The following is a 13,381-nucleotide window of genomic DNA, read 5'->3' on the forward strand; positions in this document are numbered from 1 at the left end:
GGCTTTCGATTTATCCGCGTTAATAACAACAACAACCAGGAGACACCCCTAATGTTTGGCATGTCCCACGAGACGTTCCTGCTGCTCGATGCAGTGGTCACGGTGATCGGGCTTATCGTCCTGATTACTAAGTTCAAGCTTCACCCGTTCATTGCCCTGATCATCGCAGCAGCCTTTCTCGGGCTGACCTCCGGCATGCCGATCGGCACCATTATCAAGGCGTTCCAGGACGGCTTCGGTGGGGTGCTTGGTTTCGTCGGGATCATCCTCGCGCTGGGCACGATGCTCGGCAAAATGATGGCCGAGTCGGGCGGGGCGGATCAGATTGCCCAAACCCTGATCCGGGCCTTCGGCAAGGACAAGGTGCAGTGGGCAATGATGTTCGCCGCGTTCCTGGTCGGCATTCCGCTGTTCTTCGAAATCGGCTTCGTGCTGCTGATCCCGCTGGTGTTCATCGTGGCCCGGCGTACCGGCGTGTCGATCATCAAGATCGGTATCCCGTTGCTGGCCGGTCTGTCTGCCGTGCACGGTCTGGTTCCGCCGCACCCGGGTCCGTTGCTGGCCATCGGCGTGTTCGGTGCCGACATCGGTAAAACCATTCTTTACGGCCTGATCGTTGCGCTGCCGACGGCCATCATCGCCGGCCCGATCTACGGCACGTTCATTGCCAAGTACATTCCGGGTCATCCTAACCAGGAACTGGTCGATCAACTGGCGCGTGAGCCAGAGTCGGCTGACCTGCCGAGCTTCAGCATCACCCTGATCACCGTGCTGCTGCCGGTGTTCCTGATGTTGCTCAAGACCTTTGCCGACGTGGTGCTGCCGGAAGGCAATTTCTTCCGCTCGTTCATGGATTTGATCGGTCACCCGATCTCGGCGCTGCTGCTGGCGTTGCTGCTGTCGCTGTACACCTTCGGCCACCGTCAGGGCATGGGCTCCAACAAAATCCTCAAGTTGCTCGATGCGAGTCTTGCGCCGACCGCCGCGATCATTCTGATCATCGGTGCCGGTGGTGGCTTCAAGCAGATGCTGGTGACCAGCGGCGTGGGTGATGTCATCGGCCACATGGCGGTGAACGCACAGATCTCGCCGATCCTTCTGGCCTGGCTGGTAGCGGCGGTGATTCGTATCGCCACCGGTTCGGCAACCGTGGCCACCATTACAGGCGCGGGCATCGTGGTGCCGGTGGTGGGGATGATTCCAGGTGTGAACCGTGAGCTGCTGGTACTGGCGACCGGTGCTGGTTCGTTGATCCTGTCTCACGTCAACGACGCGGGTTTCTGGCTGGTGAAGCAGTACTTCAACATGACCGTAGCGGAAACGTTCAAGACCTGGACGGCGATGGAAACCATTCTGTCCATCGTTGCGCTGGGCTTTATCTTGCTGTTGTCGCTGTTCGTCTAAGCACACCGCAAAACAACTGTGGGAGCGAGCTTGCTCCCACAGTGTTATGTGCAGGGCGTCAAGATTTGCTAATTAACCCATCCGCCCGGAACATCCCGCGAATCCCGCGTACGGCCTGACGAATCCGGTCCTGGTTTTCGATCAGCGCGAAGCGCACGTGATCATCCCCATACTCACCAAACCCTACGCCCGGCGAGACACAAACCTTGGCTTCGGCCAGCAGCTTTTTGGCGAACTCCAGCGAGCCCAAGTGCGCATAAACCTCCGGAATCTTCGCCCAGACATACATCGCCGCTTTCGGGTTCTCGACCATCCAGCCCAGCTCATGCAGGCCTTTGACCAGTACGTTGCGACGCTGCCGATACTGCTCGGCGATGTCTTTGACGCACTGTTGATCGCCTTCCAGCGCCGCAATCGCCGCGACCTGCAGCGGGGTGAACGTGCCGTAGTCGTGGTAGCTCTTGATCCGCGCCAGTGCGTTGACCAGTTCGGCATTGCCGACCATGAATCCGATACGCCAGCCTGCCATGTTGTAGCTCTTGGACAGGGTGAAAAACTCCACCGCAATGTCCTTGGCGCCCGGCACTTGCATGATCGACGGGGCTTTCCAGCCGTCATAGACGATGTCGGCGTAGGCCAGGTCATGCACCACCAACACGTCGTACTGCTTGGCGAGGGCGATCACTCGCTCGAAGAAATCCAGCTCCACGCATTGAGCCGTGGGATTCGACGGGAAGCCGAGGATCATCATTTTCGGTTTCGGAATCGAGCCGCGAATGGCGCTTTCCAGTTCGGCGAAGAAGTCCACGCCCGGAATCAACGGCACCGAACGCACCTGAGCGCCGGCAATCACCGCGCCGTAGATGTGAATCGGATAGCTCGGGTTCGGCACCAGAACGGTGTCGCCCTGGTCGAGGGTGGCCAGCATCAAATGCGCCAGGCCTTCCTTGGAACCGATGGTGACAATGGCTTCGCTTTCCGGGTCGATGTCGACTTCGTAGCGATCCTTGTACCAATTGGAAATCGCCCGGCGCAGACGCGGAATGCCTTTGGATGTGGAATAACCGTGGGTGTCTTCACGCTGGGCGACGGTGACGAGTTTTTCGACGATGTGCGTCGGTGTCGGGCCGTCGGGGTTGCCCATGCTGAAATCGATGATGTCTTCGCCACGACGACGAGCGGCCATCTTCAGCTCGGCAGTGATGTTGAATACGTAAGGGGGGAGTCGATCTATGCGCGCAAAGCGGCGCGGCGAACCTGGGTTAGCCATTGTTGCCTCGGATAACGTGAGCGCCCGGAACCGTCCGAGCGACGCTGGTCACTGCGGTGACCTGTGGCGGAATGTAAGGGCTGATGTGGCAAACTGTCCAGCGACTATGTAAACAAATTTGTCCGAAGGAAATCGGTTGATGGAATTTACCAGTGGCTTCTTGCTGAGCCTTTCGCTGTGCCTGGACATCGGCGTGGCCAACATCGCGATGATCACGTTGGCGATGCAGCGTGGCTACTTTCAAGGTTTCGCGCTGGGTTTGGGGACGTGTGTCGGCGACCTTATCTACGCCGTGCTGGCCTTGGCCGGGATGACCGTTTTGTTGCAATACGACAGCGTGCGCTGGGTGCTGTGGATCGGCGGTTCGGCGCTGTTGTTGTACTTCGCGGCGAAGATGATCTATTCGGCGATTCACCATGAGGCGGTGTTGGCGCAGGCCGAAGAGGTGGGTCAGAACTCCCATCGGCGCGAGTTTTTTCGCGGGATCTTCCTCGCCATGTCGTCTCCCAGCGCCATTCTCTGGTTCGCGGCGGTGGGCGGCACATTGATCGCTCGTTCCGGTGGCGGTGGGGCCCTTGGTTCGGCGCTGTTTCTCGGCGGGTTTCTTTGCGCCGGGGTGCTCTGGTGCGTCGCCTTGTGTTTCGCAGCGAGTCACGGCGGCAAGTTGCTGGGCGACAAACTGCTGCGTTATTCCTATATGGCATCGGCGGCGATCTTCTGCTATTTCGCAGTCTACGTGATCCTATCGGGGTATAACGAGTTCATCGGCGCAGGTGCTGTCGAGCCGTTGCATGCCTTGTGACTGGGCGAATTCGGTTTGGGTTCTATACTCCCAGCCGAACCCACTTTTTTGTTCCAGGAATTGAATCATGGATGAGCAAACAGGCGTCGAAACCGCCAAGCCACGCTTCGAGCACGGGCACTTTCTGCTCATTGCAGGGCTTGGCGGACGATTTACCACGGATACGACCAGCGGCATCCCCGATCTCTGGGAGAAATTCATTCTCGAGATTGGCAAAATTCCCGGTCAAAAAAACGAAGTGACCTACGGCATCTGTTGCAATCCAGATGGCAAGGGCGGCTTCGAATACATTGCCGGCGTCGAGATCGACAAACTCGACGACCTGCCGGATAAATACCGTTGGGTCGAGGTTCAGCCTCAGCACTACGCCGTGTTCGAGCACAAAGGCTCTCTGGATATGTTGCCCCAGACGTTTCAGTACATCTGGAAAACCTGGCTGCCGCAGTCCGGTTATCAGGCGGCGGACGCGCCTGAATTCGAACGCTACAGCGAAGATTTCAATCCGAAGCTCAAGACCGGCGTGCTGGAAATCTGGCTACCGCTCAAGCCGTAATGACTGCATCGAGAGGCGGATCGGTGATTCGCCTCTCGATGTCGTGGTGGCGCTGATTTATGATCTCCAGCCTTTCCATCGCTGATCCCGAGCTGCCATGAACGCCGTCATCCGCCACGTCACACCTGCTGATCTGGACCGCTGCTACGCCATCGAAACCGTTGCCTATGAAGGCGACGAAGCCGCCACCCGGGAAAAAATCGCCACGCGCATCGCCACCTGGCCCAAAGGTTTCATCGTGGCCGAAGTCGATGGCGTCGTAGCCGGTTTCATCAATTCCGGTGCGGCGTTTCAGGTAGAAATGTCGGACGAGGCGTTCAAGGAACTGATCGGCCACGACCCGGCCGGCCCGCACGTGGTGATCATGTCGGTGGTGGTGCACCCGGATTTTCAGGGGCGGGGGCTGGCGAAACGGTTGATGGGCGAATTCATCGAGCGGATGCGCGCGCTGGGCAAGACCAGCATCCACCTGATGTGCAAGGAGCGGCACATTCCGCTGTATGCCGGGTTTGGGTTTGCCTACGTCAAGCCTTCAGCGTCTGACCATGGCGGGATGGCGTGGCATGAGATGGTGCTCGAGTTGAGGCAAGAGCAAATGAGTTCTTGAGATCAGTTTTTTAATGGCCTAAATTCAGACCTTGTTGCGTAAGCCATCCTGTGTGGATGGCGAGCAGAGGAATGAATGATGCGAGTTGAAACAATCAGTTTTGTAAAAAAGAACGCGGCAGCGCTGGATCTTTCGGAGCCGATACTCGTCACGCAAAATGGCGTCCCGGCGTATGTGATCGAATCCTATGAGGAGCGAAAGAGGCGAGATGAGGCTATTGCGCTGATCAAGCTTCTTTCATTCTCTTCTCGCGACAAGGAGCAGGGAACGCTGATTTCTGGCGACACTTTGCTGGCCAGACTGGCCCAGCGGCGCCAATTGCTGCAAGACGATAACGATGCCTGAGGCCTTCAGGGTAGAGTTTGCGACGGCTGCGGAGCATGGGGTTATGTCGCTGGAGCACTATCTGACGCAGCAATGCGGTCGCAAAAAAGCGGCAGAGATGGTCGATCAACTGGTGATGCAGATCGTTACGGCGCTTAGCAGTCAGGCCCATGTTTACGGTGTTTGCCAGGAAGCGGCGTCGCTTGGGGTGACTCATTTTCGTGAGTGCCTTCCTATGGGGCAGCGAGTTTTGTATGAGGTGTTCCCGAGCGAAAACCTTGTAGTGGTCGCTTCGGTTATCGGCCCGCGTCAAAGTATCGAGAAACAATTGCTCGATTACTGTCTTCTCCTCTAACAGCTAGCCAAATCTCAAAAGGGTTGCCTCAAGGCACCCTTTTTCGTGTTCGATCAGTAAAGGTGCTCTCGCACTCTGGCTGGCGCTTCCCGGTCATACGTCTCGGTATCGAACTGGCATAACCCCCTCAGAAAATCAGCCCCATGCGCCGTTCGTAACCGATCCGCCCCCTGTAGGCTTCGCCGCTGTCGACCCAGCCGAATTTTGCGTAAAGCGCGATGGCCGATTCGTTATCGGCATCCACCGACAACTCCAGCCCTTTTATGTCCGGAAACGCCTGACGCGCGACGTCGGGCAGGGCTTGCAGACAGGCCTTGCCATAGCCTTTGCCCTGGGCCCGATGATCGACTTGCAGTGCGTGAAGGGTGGCGCTGTGTTCATCGGCCCACGCTGGCAATACGGGCGGGCGTTTGAGCAGCAGAAAGGCCACGGGAACATCCTCGACCAGTAGCGCAAATCCTTTGACGCCGGGACCGGGTTTGGACAGCAAGGTGTGCAACGCACCGTGAATGTCGCCGGAGAACTTGATTTGTTCTTTGTGAACTTCAATGGCCTCGATCTGCTGGCGCTGGAGCGCGTTCAGGCTGTCGTAAGGCATGAGTCGGGTTGTCACTGGAGTGTCCTTTTTCCAACAAAAAGTGTTTCGGATTCTAACGAGTTTGCGTCCATGGATTATTTTTATTTCGGCTGTCGATTTGGCTTTTCGCCAGACGACTAAGGGTGTCTTCACAATAAAAACCACGGAGAACCACGATGAACGCAACCCACGAAATCCAGGCCCTGATCGACACCTATCGTCAGGCGGTCATTGCCAAGGATGTCGAGAAACTCATGCCCCTGTATGCCGAGGACATCGTCTCCTACGACGCGGTCAAAGCCCTGCAATTTCGGGGCAAGGCCGCCTACCGCGCGCATTGGCAGGAATGCCTGGAAATGTGCCAAGGCGCGCACACGTTCGACTTCGACCCTATGAATATCGTGGCAGACGAGCACATCGCCTTCGCCCATTGGCTGGCCCATTGCGGCGGCACCAACGACAAGGGCGAGACCCAGGCCTGCTGGATGCGGGTGACCGCCTGCTATCGGCGCGACGATGGGCACTGGCGCATCGTCCACGAACACTGGTCGGCCCCGTTCGACATGATGAGTGGAACGGCGCTGTTCAACCTGGAACCCTGAGCGTGGTGCTGATTCGTCGGGAATGTCGCGAAAGCGTCAATCTGCAGCCATAGTTGATCCGTTCGATTCAGGAGAGCCCCATGAAGTATTTATGCTTGGTCTACAGCAACGAGCACGAGTTGCACTCGCTGCCCGAAAGCCCGAATGACGCTGAATGCATGGCTTACGCCGAGGCGATCCAGGGCAGCGGCCGAATGGTCGCCGCCGAGGCGCTGGAGTCGGTGCGGACAGCGACCACGGTGCGGATGCGCAACGGCAAAATGTCGATCACCGACGGCCCGTTCGCCGAAACCAAGGAGCAATTGGCCGGCTTTTACCTGATTGATGCCAAAGACCTCAATGACGCCATCCAGGTTGCCGGCAGCATCCCGGCGGCCCGGGTCGGCTGTGTCGAGGTGCGTCCCGTTCGTCAGTTGAATCCCGGCGCCTGATGTCGGCCGAGTCGGTACGGGCGCAGGTCGAGCAGGTTTACCGCGCAGACTCACGGCGGATTCTGGCGACCCTGATCCGTTTGCTCGGCGATTTTGACCTCGCCGAAGAAGCCTTGCACGAGGCGTTTTTCGTCGCGCTCGAGCGCTGGCAGCGTGACGGTGTGCCGGACACTCCGCGTACCTGGCTCGTGTCCACGGGGCGTTTCAAGGCCATTGATGTATTGCGTCGGCGCGCACGCTTCATCGCGTCGCAACCAATGTTGATCGCTCAACTGGAGGCGCTGGAACAGGCCGACTGGAGTGACGAAGACGTGGAAGACGATCGCCTGCGCCTGATCTTCACCTGTTGTCACCCGGCACTCGCGGCGGACGCCCAGGTGCCGTTGACGCTGCGCGAAGTCTGCGACCTGACCACGGAAGAAATCGCCCGAGCCTTTCTGTCGACGCCCGCGACCATCGCCCAGCGCATCGTGCGTGCCAAGGCGAAAATCCGTGACGCGAAAATTCCTTATCAAGTGCCGACCCTGGCGGAACTGCCCGAGCGCCTGGACAGCGTGCTGCGGGTGATTTACCTGGTGTTCAACGAAGGCTATTCCGCGTCCATGGGCACGGGACTGACCCGTGAGGATTTGACCCGAGAGGCGATTCGGCTCGGTCGTTTGTTGATGGAACTACTGCCTGAACCCGAGGTGATGGGGCTGTTGGCGCTGATGCTGCTACACGAGTCCCGACGCCCGGCCAGAACCTCTGCTAGCGCAGAGTTGATCGTGCTGGATGAACAGGACCGTTCGTTGTGGGGCGCCGAGATGATTGCTGAAGGCTGTGCACTGGTGGAGCGTGCACTGACAACCCGGCGCTTCGGGCCGTACTGCCTGCAAGCGGCGATCGCGGCATCGCATGCCGAAGCGCCCACGGCGGCGGAAACAGACTGGCTGGAGATTGTGGGTCTGTATGAGGTGTTGTTGCGGGTGGCACCTTCGCCAGTGATCGAATTGAACCGTGCGGCGGCGATCTCCAAACGGGATGGGCCGTTGGCGGGACTGACACTGGTTGAAGGGATTCTGGCGCGGGGTGATTTGCAGGATTACCACTTGGCGCACGCGGCGAAGGCGGAGTTTTGTCGGCAGTTGGGAAAGGTTGAAGAGGCGAGGGCGGCTTATGAACGGGCGCTTGAGTTGACGCAGCAAGTGCCGGAACGGCGGTTTATCGAGGCCCGGATCAAGGCATTAAAATAAGGTGAATTTGCTGGCGCCACAGCTATTCCAGCATCTTGCCAAGCAACCAACTCCCGGCCGGACCTGGCGGATGCAGCCGCGACCACAGCGCATCGACGAACACCGGTTTTGGCCAGCCGCGCACCTCCAGTTCCTGCAACGTCCCTGGCCCAAACCGCTCCACCAGCCACCGGGGCAACGGCGCCCAACCGAATCCGCCCTGAGCCATTTCCAACAGCATCAGATAACTCGGCGCCGACCAGACACGCCCCTTTGCCCGGCTTTCATACGGATTGACGATCGTCGCCAGACGCAACTCCCGGTGTTGTTGCAACACGTCTTGATTGATGTGGCTCAGCGCTGCCAACGGATGCTCGCGGGACACGAACAGGGCAATCTCGGTCCGCTCTTCCACGGTCGAACTGACCAGGTCCGGGGGGTAACTGTCTTGTTTTTCGGCGAAGGCCACATGCGCCCGACCCCGTTGCACCAAGGCCACCAAGTCATCGCACTCGGCGATCAGGCATTCAAGTTCCAGGTCCGGGTAACGCTGCTCGAAGGCACTGAGCGCCGCCTCGAAACGGTCGGATTGATACGTGTCGGAAATCGCCACGGTCAGTTTTGGCTCGACCCCTTGGGACAGTTGGCTGGCGGTCATGTCCAGTCGACTGGTGGCGGCCAGAATGTCCTCGGCCCGTTGCAGCATCACGTGCCCGGCCGGGGTCAGGCTCGGTTTGCGGCTGCTGCGATCGAACAGAGTCAGGTTCAAGTCGATTTCAAGGCTGGCCACGGCGGCGCTGATGGTCGACTGACTGCGGCCCAGTTTGCGCGCTGCGGCGGAAAACGAGCCTTGAGTCGCTGCCTGAACGAATGCCTGCAACACTTCTTGAGAGGCCATGAACTATCGCCTTGATCGATGGTTATTGGTTATGAAGTATCGGTGTGAAGAAAGATCATGGCAACCACAGTCACTCAGAGGAGTCTGGTCATGAACGCCAACAAATCCATCACTGAACGTATTTTCCAGGCCATCGGTTTCGAATTGTTGGCCATCCTGATCTGTACCCCGTTGCTGGCGTGGATCCTGGACAAACCGATGCTCGACATGGGCGTCGTAACCATGGCTATCGCCGCACTTGCCCTGGCCTGGAACGTGGTCTTCAACGGATTGTTCGACCGTGCACTCAAACACTACGGCATCGTGCACAACGCGTGGGTACGTGTTGTCCATGCGCTGTTGTTCGAAGGCGGTCTGGTCGCGGTGGGTGTGCCGTTGATTGCCTGGTGGCTGAACATCAGCCTGTGGCAAGCATTCTTGCTGGATATCGGCGTGCTGCTGTTTTTCCTGCCGTATACCTACGTCTACCACTGGACCTATGACGCAGTGCGGGAGCGGGTCCTGATGCCTCGCACCGTTCATTGAGCACGGTCATTTTTTGTGGCGAAGGGTAATCCCTCTCGCCACTGGCGGCCCGGCGCGACCCAACGCGCTATTGCCCGTCAGACTGAACAGGTCCGTGTCGCGGGTTTCACAGGTTCACTTGAGCCGCATCATCGCAAGACAGGATGACGGTTTTATGACAGTTAAGTAACGTAAACGATTGCGCTACCAATGGTCGGAATATCCTCAAGAAGCGCTCTGGCACGCCGATTACGGTTAGGTTACGTTGCGCGCCCTCGGCTATCAGCCAACGTCGCAGACAGGGATGTCCGGACTTCTTTCACGCCTCACCCGGCGTGCTTCATTCCTGTCATGAGTACCTTCAGATGTTTTTGCAAAAGTCCTTGAGAGCGCAAATTCTCGCCCTGCTGAGCGGCAGTCTGTTCGCGATGCTGTTGATCGCCCAGGCCTGCTTTCACTTTCTGTCCAGTGGTGTTCAGAATTACGCGAATCTGATCGAAGGCCCGCTGCACACCTCGCAATTGATCGACGAAGCCAACCTGCAATTCAAGGTTCAGGTTCAGGAGTGGAAAAACGTCCTGCTACGCGGCAAGCAGCCTGCGGAGATGAACAAATACTGGAAGCAATTCGAAGACCGTCAGCACGATGTGCAGGGCATCCTCGGGGAACTGGCCGGGCAGAAGGGTATCGCCCCGTCACTCAAGACTCGCATCGAACGCCTGCGCGACGAACATCGTCTGTTAGGCGCGGCTTATCAGAAGGGCCGTGACGCCTACGTGGCGGCAGGCGCCGACCCAACGGTTGGCGACACGGCGGTCAAAGGTGTGGACCGCGCGACCAGCGAGCAGATGAGTGAGTTGGTCAGCGAATTGCGCAAGCAGGGTGCCGAGCAATCGAAGCTGATCAGCGCCGCCGCCGACCGCACCGTGTTGCTGGGGATCATTGTGATGCTCGCCTCGGGTCTGTTGATCGGGTTATTGAGCCTGTGGCTGGTTAACCGCAACCTGGTGGAACCGATTCGCAAACTGATCGAATACGTGGCGCAACTCAGCCAGGGTCGTTTCGCCGAACGCGTAACCAGCACCCGTCAGGACGAGCTGGGCAAGCTGGCGATGGCCGCCAATACCTTGCGCGATTTTCTAGCCGAAACCTTCAACCGTTTGCAGCGCAGCGCCTCGGAACTGGACAGCGCCAGCGGTGAGCTGAATTCCATCGCAACCCTGATGGCCAGCGGCACTAACGAGCAGTTCAATCGCACCGATCAGGTGGCCACGGCGATGAACGAAATGTCCGCTACCGCGCAAGAAGTCGCGCGTCACGCAGCCGATGCGGCACGTGCCGCCGACGATGCCGACCAGTCCGCCCAGCAGGGCGAAAAGGTCATGCAGGGCACCATTCACACCATCACCCAAATGCGCGGCGAGATTGCCAATACCGCCACGGTCATCCGTCGTCTGGAAACCGACAGCGGGCGCATCGGCAAGGTGCTGGAAGTGATTCGCGGCATCGCCGAGCAAACTAATCTGCTGGCGCTCAACGCCGCCATCGAAGCAGCCCGAGCCGGTGAAGCCGGGCGCGGTTTTGCGGTAGTGGCCGATGAAGTCCGCAGCCTGGCCCAGCGCACGGCGGCGTCGATCATCGAGATCAATCAGATCATTCAAACGGTGCAAACCGGTGCGGTGGACGCCGCTCAGGCAATTGAAAGCGGTCAGTCGCGCAGTGAGGAAAGTGTCGAGCAAGTGACTCAGGCCGGCGTCATGCTGGAGCGCATCACCCTTGCCGTGGAAGCCATCCGCGACATGAACCGCCAGATCGCCACCGCCGCGGAAGAGCAGACGTCGGTGGCCGAAGACATCTCGCGAAACCTCACCGAGATCACCAGCATCGCCAGCACCAATCTGGACAACGTGCAGCGCACCGAAGCGGCGAGTCACAACCTGCACGGGTTGTCGGGGCAGTTGAATGAAGTCACGGCACGTTTAAGCGCGTAAAGGGACTGGCTGTGTACCGGTTTGCTTACCGAGTCGGTGCACAGTCGATCTCAAGCCCGCAGTGTCGATGTCGATGATCATGGTCAGCCTCACCTCCGTTTCGATCACCCCGACGGCCACAACGGCGTCGAACAAGACCGCCGTCAGCGACAGCAGGCGTTGCAGTACCTTTGGTTCCGTGGTCAGTACGACTGCTTAAATCGGTGCTGGAATGCTTGTCCTTCCTGATGTGATTGCCTGAATCGGACATGCAAAAAAGCCGCGCGATCCGAAGATCGCGCGGCTTGGTGTTTGTGCATCAGGTGTCTTGTTTGTCGCTCAGTACTTTGCCGGTGGAGGCATCAAAGTCCACGTCAAATTCTTTGCCGTCGGCGGTGCGCAGTTCGACTTCGTACTCGTAGTTATTGAAATGGTTATCCAGATCCGTGTCGGTGATGGTCGCACCCGGATGCAGTTTCAGAGCAGCCTGGTTCATTTCTTCCAATGGCTTGATCTTGCCGCTTTTGACCAGCTCCGGGATCTGGTCGACGCGGACATCGGCCTGGGCCAGGCCAGCGGTAAGGGTCAAGGCAGCGGCAGTGAACAGGGCAGTCAGGGTTTTCATGAGGTTCTTTCCTTGGATGAGCTGGTTAAGTGGGATCAGGTTAACCGGCGCAACTTAATCCACCCTTAATTCTCCGATCACGACGGGCTATAGATCGTTTCCACGTTGATCAGTAACCGTTGTTCTGCAACAACTGCGCAACACTGGCCGCCGCCGGGCGTTTGTAGAACTTGAGCAGTTCGCTGGCGCGGTTGGTGAAAATACCGTCGACGCCGGCGTCCATGACTTTCTGGTAATCCACGGCATCGTCGATGGTGTAAACGTGCACCAACAAGCCCTGGTCGTGGGTGTACTGGTTCATCCAGGGTTGCACCAGGTCTGAGTAACTCTGATCACTACCCTGGGTCAGCGCGGCAGAAGGGCCGGTGCCGATCGCGCCCTGGGCTTTGGCGTACTCGACCCATTGCTGAAACTCGGCTTTGTCTTTCGGTTGTTGTTTGGCGTAGTAAGTGGATTTGTCCTTGTCGCCGGACTCGGCAAACGTCACCTTGGATTTCGGTTCCATACCGCCCTCACCGACCCACAGCAGGAGGATTTTCGGCACTTTCGGCATTTCCTTCTCAAGCAGTTCGAGGCTGCTCTTCTCGAAGGTTTGCAGTACGACTTTACCTTTGCCCTGGCCAACCGCCAGGTTGCTCTTCGCCAGATTCGACCCCGCCGGGCTCAACCAGCCGCGATCCTGGAGTTTCTCCTTGAGGTCGCGCTCGATCCCGGGAAACTGCTTCGGCTCTTTGGTTTCGATGTACAGACCGGGCTTGTGCAGCGGATTGCCTTGGGCAATGTCGATAATTTCATCGAGGGTCAGAACGTTCAGACCGACGTAAGAAGGACGCGCGCGATCCGGGTAGGCGGTGTTGAACCAACTGCCGGCATCGAGGGTTTTCAGCTCGGCGATAGTGAACTCGTTGGCCGGGCGGTCCTTGCGCTCTGGGAATTTACTGGCAACGTCGGTGGTGCGCTGCAGGTTGTCGTCGTGCAGGGCGAACAGCACGCCATCCTTGCTGCGTTGCACGTCCATTTCCAGATAGTCGGCACCCAGATCTCGGGCCAGTTTGTAGGCGGCGGCGGTTGATTCCGGTGCATCGAAGGACGCGCCACGGTGGGCGATCACGGCCGGATGCGGGATGCCCGCGCGGGTTGCCAGGGCGGTGGGGCTTGGCTCGCTGGCGGCCTGTGCCTGGCCGAGGCCCAGCATCATACTCAGCAGCAGTGCGCGCTTGGTGAAGGTAACAGGCATGGTCGAGG

Annotated in this window: 16 protein-coding genes and 1 pseudogene; 12 read left to right on the forward strand and 5 right to left on the reverse strand. The window is 58.6% G+C overall.

Annotation, left to right across the window (positions count from 1 at the left end):
• Positions 1-51: 51 nt before the first annotated feature.
• Positions 52-1,404 carry a GntP family permease gene (locus ACXPVS_RS17490; protein ID WP_458511048.1) on the forward strand — a complete coding sequence of 451 codons (1,353 nt, stop codon included), beginning with the start codon at positions 52-54 and terminating at the stop codon, positions 1,402-1,404.
• A gap of 58 nt (positions 1,405-1,462) precedes the next feature.
• Here the strand turns inward: ACXPVS_RS17490 and alaC are convergent, their stop codons facing one another.
• Entirely contained in the window at positions 1,463-2,674 is a 1,212-nt protein-coding gene (gene alaC / locus ACXPVS_RS17495) for an alanine transaminase (protein ID WP_458511049.1), read from the reverse strand.
• A 139-nt stretch (positions 2,675-2,813) separates the two neighbouring features.
• On the opposite strand from alaC, the gene ACXPVS_RS17500 reads away from it, so the two are divergent.
• The 5 genes from ACXPVS_RS17500 to ACXPVS_RS17520 all read left to right on the forward strand — a co-directional run bounded on the left by ACXPVS_RS17500 (position 2,814) and on the right by ACXPVS_RS17520 (position 5,315).
• Complete coding sequence (locus tag ACXPVS_RS17500; protein WP_458511050.1) at positions 2,814-3,476, forward strand: LysE family translocator; 663 nt, start codon at positions 2,814-2,816, stop codon at positions 3,474-3,476.
• Positions 3,477-3,543: 67 nt separating this feature from the next.
• The gene (locus ACXPVS_RS17505; RefSeq protein WP_458511051.1) at positions 3,544-4,029 is read left to right on the forward strand and encodes a GyrI-like domain-containing protein; all 486 of its coding nucleotides are present in this window, start codon (positions 3,544-3,546) and stop codon (positions 4,027-4,029) included.
• A gap of 97 nt (positions 4,030-4,126) precedes the next feature.
• Positions 4,127-4,636, forward strand: a complete 510-nt coding sequence (locus ACXPVS_RS17510; protein ID WP_458511052.1) for a GNAT family N-acetyltransferase — start codon at positions 4,127-4,129, stop codon at positions 4,634-4,636.
• A 78-nt stretch (positions 4,637-4,714) separates the two neighbouring features.
• On the forward strand, positions 4,715-4,981 hold the full coding sequence (locus ACXPVS_RS17515; RefSeq protein ID WP_458511102.1) for a type II toxin-antitoxin system Phd/YefM family antitoxin: 267 nt from the start codon (positions 4,715-4,717) through the stop codon (positions 4,979-4,981).
• Complete coding sequence (locus ACXPVS_RS17520; RefSeq protein ID WP_458511053.1) at positions 4,974-5,315, forward strand: hypothetical protein; 342 nt, start codon at positions 4,974-4,976, stop codon at positions 5,313-5,315. The genes ACXPVS_RS17515 and ACXPVS_RS17520 overlap by 8 nt, the downstream gene beginning before the upstream one ends.
• A gap of 127 nt (positions 5,316-5,442) precedes the next feature.
• Here ACXPVS_RS17520 and ACXPVS_RS17525 read toward each other — a convergent pair whose 3' ends face one another.
• Positions 5,443-5,928 carry a GNAT family N-acetyltransferase gene (locus ACXPVS_RS17525; RefSeq protein ID WP_458511054.1) on the reverse strand — a complete coding sequence of 162 codons (486 nt, stop codon included), beginning with the start codon at positions 5,926-5,928 and terminating at the stop codon, positions 5,443-5,445.
• Positions 5,929-6,068: 140 nt separating this feature from the next.
• Between ACXPVS_RS17525 and ACXPVS_RS17530 the strand changes: the two genes are divergently transcribed.
• The 3 genes from ACXPVS_RS17530 to ACXPVS_RS17540 all read left to right on the forward strand — a co-directional run bounded on the left by ACXPVS_RS17530 (position 6,069) and on the right by ACXPVS_RS17540 (position 8,160).
• Entirely contained in the window at positions 6,069-6,494 is a 426-nt protein-coding gene (locus tag ACXPVS_RS17530) for a YybH family protein (protein ID WP_458511055.1), read from the forward strand.
• Between the two features lie 80 nt (positions 6,495-6,574).
• Positions 6,575-6,925: a YciI family protein gene (locus ACXPVS_RS17535; protein ID WP_458511056.1), complete on the forward strand. Its 351-nt coding sequence runs from the start codon at positions 6,575-6,577 to the stop codon at positions 6,923-6,925.
• Positions 6,925-8,160 carry an RNA polymerase sigma factor gene (locus tag ACXPVS_RS17540; protein ID WP_458511057.1) on the forward strand — a complete coding sequence of 412 codons (1,236 nt, stop codon included), beginning with the start codon at positions 6,925-6,927 and terminating at the stop codon, positions 8,158-8,160. Before ACXPVS_RS17535 ends, ACXPVS_RS17540 begins: the two co-directional genes overlap by 1 nt.
• 22 nt (positions 8,161-8,182) lie before the next feature.
• On the opposite strand, the gene ACXPVS_RS17545 is transcribed toward ACXPVS_RS17540, so the two are convergent.
• Positions 8,183-9,037 (reverse strand): LysR family transcriptional regulator, encoded by an 855-nt coding sequence (locus ACXPVS_RS17545; protein WP_458511058.1) that lies wholly within the window; start codon positions 9,035-9,037, stop codon positions 8,183-8,185.
• A 90-nt stretch (positions 9,038-9,127) separates the two neighbouring features.
• Here ACXPVS_RS17545 and ACXPVS_RS17550 point away from each other — a divergent pair, with 90 nt between their 5' ends.
• The 3 genes and pseudogenes from ACXPVS_RS17550 to ACXPVS_RS17560 all read left to right on the forward strand — a co-directional run bounded on the left by ACXPVS_RS17550 (position 9,128) and on the right by ACXPVS_RS17560 (position 11,532).
• Positions 9,128-9,562, forward strand: coding sequence for a multidrug/biocide efflux PACE transporter (locus tag ACXPVS_RS17550; protein ID WP_458511059.1), 435 nt, complete (start codon positions 9,128-9,130; stop codon positions 9,560-9,562).
• Between the two features lie 926 nt (positions 9,563-10,488).
• Positions 10,489-10,599 (forward strand): annotated as a pseudogene (locus ACXPVS_RS17555) (hypothetical protein); the annotation flags it as partial.
• Between the two features lie 228 nt (positions 10,600-10,827).
• A complete protein-coding gene (locus ACXPVS_RS17560) occupies positions 10,828-11,532 on the forward strand; it encodes a methyl-accepting chemotaxis protein (protein ID WP_458511103.1) in 705 nt (234 codons plus the stop codon).
• 298 nt (positions 11,533-11,830) lie between these two features.
• Here ACXPVS_RS17560 and ACXPVS_RS17565 read toward each other — a convergent pair whose 3' ends face one another.
• On the reverse strand, positions 11,831-12,136 hold the full coding sequence (locus ACXPVS_RS17565) for a PepSY domain-containing protein (protein WP_458511060.1): 306 nt from the start codon (positions 12,134-12,136) through the stop codon (positions 11,831-11,833).
• A gap of 109 nt (positions 12,137-12,245) precedes the next feature.
• Complete coding sequence (locus tag ACXPVS_RS17570; RefSeq protein ID WP_458511061.1) at positions 12,246-13,373, reverse strand: glycerophosphodiester phosphodiesterase; 1,128 nt, start codon at positions 13,371-13,373, stop codon at positions 12,246-12,248.
• Between the last annotated feature and the right edge of the window lie 8 nt (positions 13,374-13,381).

This window comes from Pseudomonas sp. Ma2-10, assembly GCF_054330215.1.

What these genes read in the sequence shown, in the direction of transcription:
- ACXPVS_RS17490 (WP_458511048.1), top strand. Translation starts at nt 52, where the DNA reads ATGTTTGGCATGTCCCACGAGACGTTCCTGCTGCTCGATGCAGTGGTC.
- alaC (WP_458511049.1), bottom strand. Translation starts at nt 2,674, where the DNA reads ATGGCTAACCCAGGTTCGCCGCGCCGCTTTGCGCGCATAGATCGACTC.
- ACXPVS_RS17500 (WP_458511050.1), top strand. Translation starts at nt 2,814, where the DNA reads ATGGAATTTACCAGTGGCTTCTTGCTGAGCCTTTCGCTGTGCCTGGAC.
- ACXPVS_RS17505 (WP_458511051.1), top strand. Translation starts at nt 3,544, where the DNA reads ATGGATGAGCAAACAGGCGTCGAAACCGCCAAGCCACGCTTCGAGCAC.
- ACXPVS_RS17510 (WP_458511052.1), top strand. Translation starts at nt 4,127, where the DNA reads ATGAACGCCGTCATCCGCCACGTCACACCTGCTGATCTGGACCGCTGC.
- ACXPVS_RS17515 (WP_458511102.1), top strand. Translation starts at nt 4,715, where the DNA reads ATGCGAGTTGAAACAATCAGTTTTGTAAAAAAGAACGCGGCAGCGCTG.
- ACXPVS_RS17520 (WP_458511053.1), top strand. Translation starts at nt 4,974, where the DNA reads ATGCCTGAGGCCTTCAGGGTAGAGTTTGCGACGGCTGCGGAGCATGGG.
- ACXPVS_RS17530 (WP_458511055.1), top strand. Translation starts at nt 6,069, where the DNA reads ATGAACGCAACCCACGAAATCCAGGCCCTGATCGACACCTATCGTCAG.
- ACXPVS_RS17535 (WP_458511056.1), top strand. Translation starts at nt 6,575, where the DNA reads ATGAAGTATTTATGCTTGGTCTACAGCAACGAGCACGAGTTGCACTCG.
- ACXPVS_RS17540 (WP_458511057.1), top strand. Translation starts at nt 6,925, where the DNA reads ATGTCGGCCGAGTCGGTACGGGCGCAGGTCGAGCAGGTTTACCGCGCA.
- ACXPVS_RS17545 (WP_458511058.1), bottom strand. Translation starts at nt 9,037, where the DNA reads ATGGCCTCTCAAGAAGTGTTGCAGGCATTCGTTCAGGCAGCGACTCAA.
- ACXPVS_RS17550 (WP_458511059.1), top strand. Translation starts at nt 9,128, where the DNA reads ATGAACGCCAACAAATCCATCACTGAACGTATTTTCCAGGCCATCGGT.
- ACXPVS_RS17560 (WP_458511103.1), top strand. Translation starts at nt 10,828, where the DNA reads ATGTCCGCTACCGCGCAAGAAGTCGCGCGTCACGCAGCCGATGCGGCA.
- ACXPVS_RS17565 (WP_458511060.1), bottom strand. Translation starts at nt 12,136, where the DNA reads ATGAAAACCCTGACTGCCCTGTTCACTGCCGCTGCCTTGACCCTTACC.
- ACXPVS_RS17570 (WP_458511061.1), bottom strand. Translation starts at nt 13,373, where the DNA reads ATGCCTGTTACCTTCACCAAGCGCGCACTGCTGCTGAGTATGATGCTG.